The 5,078-nt window shown below is 60.5% G+C and carries 3 protein-coding genes and 2 pseudogenes; 3 read left to right on the forward strand and 2 right to left on the reverse strand.

From position 1 onward, the window contains the following. Positions 1-20 precede the first annotated feature (20 nt). Positions 21-770 (forward strand): helix-turn-helix domain-containing protein, encoded by a 750-nt coding sequence (locus P3H15_RS56005; RefSeq protein WP_369426241.1) that lies wholly within the window; start codon positions 21-23, stop codon positions 768-770. Between the two features lie 50 nt (positions 771-820). On the opposite strand, the pseudogene P3H15_RS52930 reads toward P3H15_RS56005, so the two are convergent. Further along, positions 821-1,142 (reverse strand): annotated as a pseudogene (locus tag P3H15_RS52930) (IS3 family transposase); the annotation flags it as partial. A gap of 1,093 nt (positions 1,143-2,235) precedes the next feature. Between P3H15_RS52930 and P3H15_RS52935 the strand changes: the two are divergent. Continuing rightward, positions 2,236-3,363 (forward strand): MFS transporter, encoded by a 1,128-nt coding sequence (locus tag P3H15_RS52935; protein ID WP_276144652.1) that lies wholly within the window; start codon positions 2,236-2,238, stop codon positions 3,361-3,363. Positions 3,364-3,422: 59 nt separating this feature from the next. Continuing rightward, positions 3,423-3,614, forward strand: a complete 192-nt coding sequence (locus tag P3H15_RS56010; RefSeq protein WP_369426240.1) for a malate:quinone oxidoreductase — start codon at positions 3,423-3,425, stop codon at positions 3,612-3,614. 846 nt (positions 3,615-4,460) lie between these two features. Here P3H15_RS56010 and P3H15_RS55680 read toward each other — a convergent pair. After that, positions 4,461-4,742: pseudogene (locus P3H15_RS55680) on the reverse strand (hypothetical protein); the annotation flags it as partial. Positions 4,743-5,078 lie beyond the last annotated feature (336 nt).

Here is a 5,078-nt window from a genome sequence, read left to right on the forward strand (position 1 = left end):
GAACCGACCGCGACGATTTCATCCTCGTACTCCTCGAGTCCGGTCAATACACAGTCGGTCGAGACGGCACTGCAAGTAATGTCGGCGCCGGTGATCTCCTCCTGTGCGACCGAACCCTTCCCAATCGCATCGACTCCGGCGATCACCCGTTTACGAGTCTGATGATGACAATTCCTCGATCATTGCTGCGTCCCCACCAAGACCAACTTCGCAGCCTCGTCGGACGCAGCGTCTCAGGTAGCAAAGGCCCAGGCCGACTCGTGAGCACCCTGCTCCGCGAGATTGAGGAGACCCTCCGCGGAGGGGACCTCGTGCGGGTGGATGAGTTCCGGCTGGCGCAAGGAGCGCTTGACGTCGTTCTCGCGCTGTTGCTGGCAGACGATCATGGGCAGCGGAGTCACCCGAGCCAGGTGTCTCCTCATACACTGTTTGAGCAGGTCAGGGGTTACATCGAAGATAACCTTGGCGATCCCCGGCTCGATCCGGCGTCAATCGCGCAGGCACATTTCATTTCGGTCCGCCTACTGTACAAACTGTTCGAAGGCGGTGGACCAAGTGTCGCAGAGTGGATCCGAAAGCGCCGACTCGAGCGTTGCAAACGAGACCTGGCAGACCCGACTCTGGCCGACGTTTCTGTCATGGAGATCTCGGCGCGATGGGGCTTCTCCAGTTCGGCGCATTTCAGTCGCACGTTCCGTACGGCAGTAGGTTGCTCCCCGCGGGAGTACCGCCAGCACATGCACACATCGAGCATGACACAGCTCCCGTAGACGCTCCGACGTATGCCTGTCGGTAGTACCCGGTCGGGAGGTTCCCAACACTGGCACAGCCGTTGCACACCGCACTCGCTCGCGCGATGGTCGGAGATAAAGTTCCAGCGGCGGGGTCGTCACTACAATTCTTTCGTGGAATACGCAGCTGCCGGTGCAGGATCTCGCGATCGAGCTGGCTTCCTTCTCGGCACCGCGTAGAAGGGCGTTCTCCGCCAGCAGCCGCGGGAGCTCGTCCGCTTGGGTGCCCCACGTGATACTGCGGGCGTTCTGGCGTTCATTGCGGGCGGTGTCCCCACGGACCCAAATCCGCAGCGTCTCGCCACTGATGCCCAGGTCCGCGGCCATCACCGAGCGCGTGTGTCGACCGTCACGTAATTCCGAATTATATAAGTGTCAGCGGGATGAAACACAGAAATTCGCCATCGATTGCAACTGGAAATTCACCGTCGACAACATTTTCGACTGGTATCGTCCACATGCCTGCGTACGCGGCCGGTATCTTTCCTGAGGATCAGTACGGTACTTTTCTCACGTCGGACTCTACGGACAACGGTGGTGCCCTTACCGCCAATGGCGAGGAAATGCAGTCCAAACAGACCCGTTCGACTTCGTCGATTCTGTCGCAATTGTCGGTGAATACGGCCACGCCAACGCCGGTCCACACACTATTCCGAACGACCCGCGCGGCACCCCTCGCGCGACCGAGGAGGCGTCGCAGAAATCCTGAGTCCGGTAGGTGTCACCTCCGCTGGCCACCAGAACATCTTTTCCACATTGTTCATCACAGGGATTGGTCAGATATGCGTGCATGGACAGAAGAAGACCGAGATCTGGTGGTTTACCTTCGTGCCGAAGGAAGCGTCCCCCGAAAAGCGCCGCTTCACGATCGAGCTCGCCAACCATGTGTTCGGACCCACTGGAATCGTGGAGCAGGAGACGGCGAGAACTGGGTGCAAAGCGCCATGACCGCTGAAGCCGCTCCTCGGCTGCGAGTGGGGTTGCTGTTGCCAGCGTTGCAGACTCGTTAGACGCAGCGCAGGACTGGGACAGTGCACTACCATGACGGGCCTGCTAGGACTCACGAGCTCTCATTCCCAGCTAAGCTGAACGGTCCCGCAGCCCGACGAGTACGTCTCCACGCATGCGCCAGCAGATCCACGAGCCAGTCGCCGGCGAAATCACATGCAGCGCACTCATCACCGGAGGGTGCCGCATCCAAGTATCGCTATCGGATATCGTGGTGCACTGTGGGCTCGGGGTGTTCGTACTAACTACATCGGGCCAGCCGAGGTGACAAGAAGAGCATCTTCCGGACGAGCACGGCGGTTGAGCCACCGTGCGTCGAACTCGAACAGTCAATCAACTGCACGGAGACGGGCATGCCGCAATGAACTTATCGGACTCAGCAACAACGGTATCCGCACGCCGGTGGCTGGTGCTCGCTGTTTGTGTTCTGTCTCAGATGTCGGTGTGCTCGTTCGTGTTCGGCGTGCCCTTCGTCGTGCCATTCCTGCGAGAAGCATCAAACTTGTCGCTGACGAGTGTGAGCGCCTACGTCGCCGCTCCAACGGTTGGACTACTGCTGACTTTGATTCTTTGGGGTGCGGCCGCCGACCGATTCGGTGAACGAGCAGCGATGACGGCGGGACTGTTGACAACTGCTCTCGCGATCGGCACGGCAGCAGCATTGTCATCGCACAATCAAGCGATCACGCTCATCTTGCTTGCGGTGGGCGGTGCCGCCGCAGCAAGTGTATTCGCAGCGAACGGGCGGTTGACCATGGCATGGTTTCCTCCGTCCGAACGTGGACTCGCCATGGGCATCAGGCAGACAGCGCAACCCTTGGGTGTCGCACTGGCGGGACTGATACTTCCCCGGTTGTCCGAACGAACCGGTCCCTTCGGCGCGTTCATGGCGCCGGCGGCGCTTTGCGTAGTCTCTGCACTGCTAGTCGCCGTCATCGCCACATCCTCTGCGGGAGCAGCATCCGCTCGGCAACAACGCGGCACCACCTCGCCGTATGAAACTCCGACCCTATGGCGCATCCACTTGGCGAGCGCACTATTGATCGTGCCACAGTTCGCCATATCAGCATTCTCCATGGAATACTTAGTGCGCGAACATCATTGGGGTACGGCCGCAGCCGGTGGGTTCGTGGCGGTCATTCAGATAGCCGGCGCGATATCCCGTATCGGCGCCGGATTATGGTCCGACCTTGTCGGCTCACGATTGCGCCCAATGAAGCACCTCTCGGTTGCCGCTGGAGCAGTCCTGCTCGCGTTTGCAGTCGGAGATGCCATCGTCCCATGGCTGGCGATCGGCGCACTCGCTGTCGGAGGAATCGTCACAGTGGCCGACAATGGCTTGGCCTACACCGCAGTAGCCGAAATTTCCGGTCCCGCATGGTCGGGTAAAGCGCTCGGTATCCACAACACCGGGCAGAATCTCGTTTCCTCTTTGACCCCATTGGCTCTGGGCGTAGTGATTGGAATGGCCGGATACGGGATCGGGTTCCTGACAGCAGCGATCGCTCCCCTCGCCGCCATTCTTGTGAACCCAGTCGACGATGAAAAGAGATCAGACTGCTGAATCTTTCGAACAACTGTGAAGGTTGGCATCAGGGTCTTGCTGGCTGTTGGGCTGCAAACATGTCCTTGTCCAAGTACTTGATCGGTCAGCGGGCAGCTACGCGTGAGACGAAGTTCAACGAGCTGCAGCGGTCCTATTCACAAGCCGACCTGGCGGACTGGTATCTGCTACCAGCCGGCCAGCGAGCACAACTGATCAAGTCAGGAGAGGGTCGCACGGGCGTGTTGATGCTCGGTACCGAGCTCGTTTAGTAACGGCGATGGTCCATCGCCGGTCTGCTAGGCGCATCGCCCGGCGTGTCAACTGGCACGGTGTTTCCCCAACAGATATTCAATGGAGCTTCCTACTCTCAGCGCCGTGGCGCTGTCACTGCCTTGCATACTGGCAGGCCAGGTTGTTGCGCCCCGACTCTGATTGAAGATCTCATCATACGGAACGAGGCTCATGGGAGCGCCGAGGAAGTACCCAGGGGAGCTCAAGGAACGGGCGACGCGACTGGCAGTTGAGGCAGGAAGCGCTCCGTTGACACTGACCGGTGCGATCAAGAACTTCGCAGATCAATCGGCATCCATCCCGAGGCCCTGCGCACCTGGGTTCGCCAGGCCGAGATCGATGGTGGCGATCGTCCGGCGCCACCACCGACGACGCGAAACGGATCGCCGAGCTCGAACGCGAGAACCGAGAACTACTTCGTGCCAACGAAATCCGAGAACGGCGTCAGCAATTTTCGCGGCAGCTGAGATCGACCCAGACTTGAGTGATCGTCGACTACATCGACGCCCACAGAACCGACTGCGGAGTCGAGCCTATCTGCCGAATCCTCGCACAGGCCGGAGTGCAAAGCACCCCGTCGACGTACAACGCCGCCAAGTCCCGCCTACTCTCGGCGGGGCCGTCCGTGACGCGGAACCGGTCGAACGGATCGACCGAGTCTACTGCTAGAACTACGCAGTCTACGGTGCCCCCGAAGTCTACGCGGAGCTCAGCCGACAGGGTATCCAGGTGGCCCGATGCACCGTGGAGCGACTGATACGCGCCGAGGGACTACTTACTTGGGACCATGCGATCGAAGAGCCCACGAACGCCTTGGGGTTGCGGACGATCGCCCGGCCCATCTCGATCCGCTGCCGCTGGCCGCCCGACAGATCGGCCGGTTTGCGATCGAGGTGCTGGGTGAGGTCAAGGATCTTGGCGGCGTCGTCCACCTTCGCCGCGATGTCCGACTTCGACATCTTCCCAGCGGGCGGAACGCGATGTTCTGCCGCACCGTCATGTGCGGGTACAGCGCCTACGACTCGAACACCATCGCGATGTCGGCCCTTCGGTGGCCCCGCCGACCCCTGGTCGAGCGCCGTTTGGTCGCAGCGGTGCCGGACCAACCGTGAGTTGCCGATCTGACCTACTTCCGCACGTTCTCGGGATGGGTGTACGCCGCGTTCGTCACCGATGTGTTTTCCCGGCGGGTCGTCGGTTGGCGGTCTCGCACTCGACGCCCTGGAGATGTGCATCCGGACCCGCGAATACGCATTTCAAATGCCTACCTAGGTTGATTCATTACTCCGACCGCGGCATGCAGTGTCGAGCTCTGGCTACACCCAGCGCCTCGGTCGGTCCTATGATGGTGCCCTCGCGAGGAGTCGAACAAGTTGTTCAAGGCCGAGCTAGTACTGCAACGGCACTTGCTTGACAGGTACGCGATACTGATTGTGTGGTCC

Source organism: Rhodococcus sp. T2V (genome assembly GCF_029269925.1).
GTDB lineage: Bacteria > Actinomycetota > Actinomycetes > Mycobacteriales > Mycobacteriaceae > Rhodococcus_F > Rhodococcus_F koreensis.

Bases quoted from the DNA above. Each gene is read 5' to 3' on its own strand.
- P3H15_RS56010 (WP_369426240.1), top strand. From the start codon at position 3,423: ATGTCCTTGTCCAAGTACTTGATCGGTCAGCGGGCAGCTACGCGTGAG.
- P3H15_RS52935 (WP_276144652.1), top strand. From the start codon at position 2,236: ATGTCGGTGTGCTCGTTCGTGTTCGGCGTGCCCTTCGTCGTGCCATTC.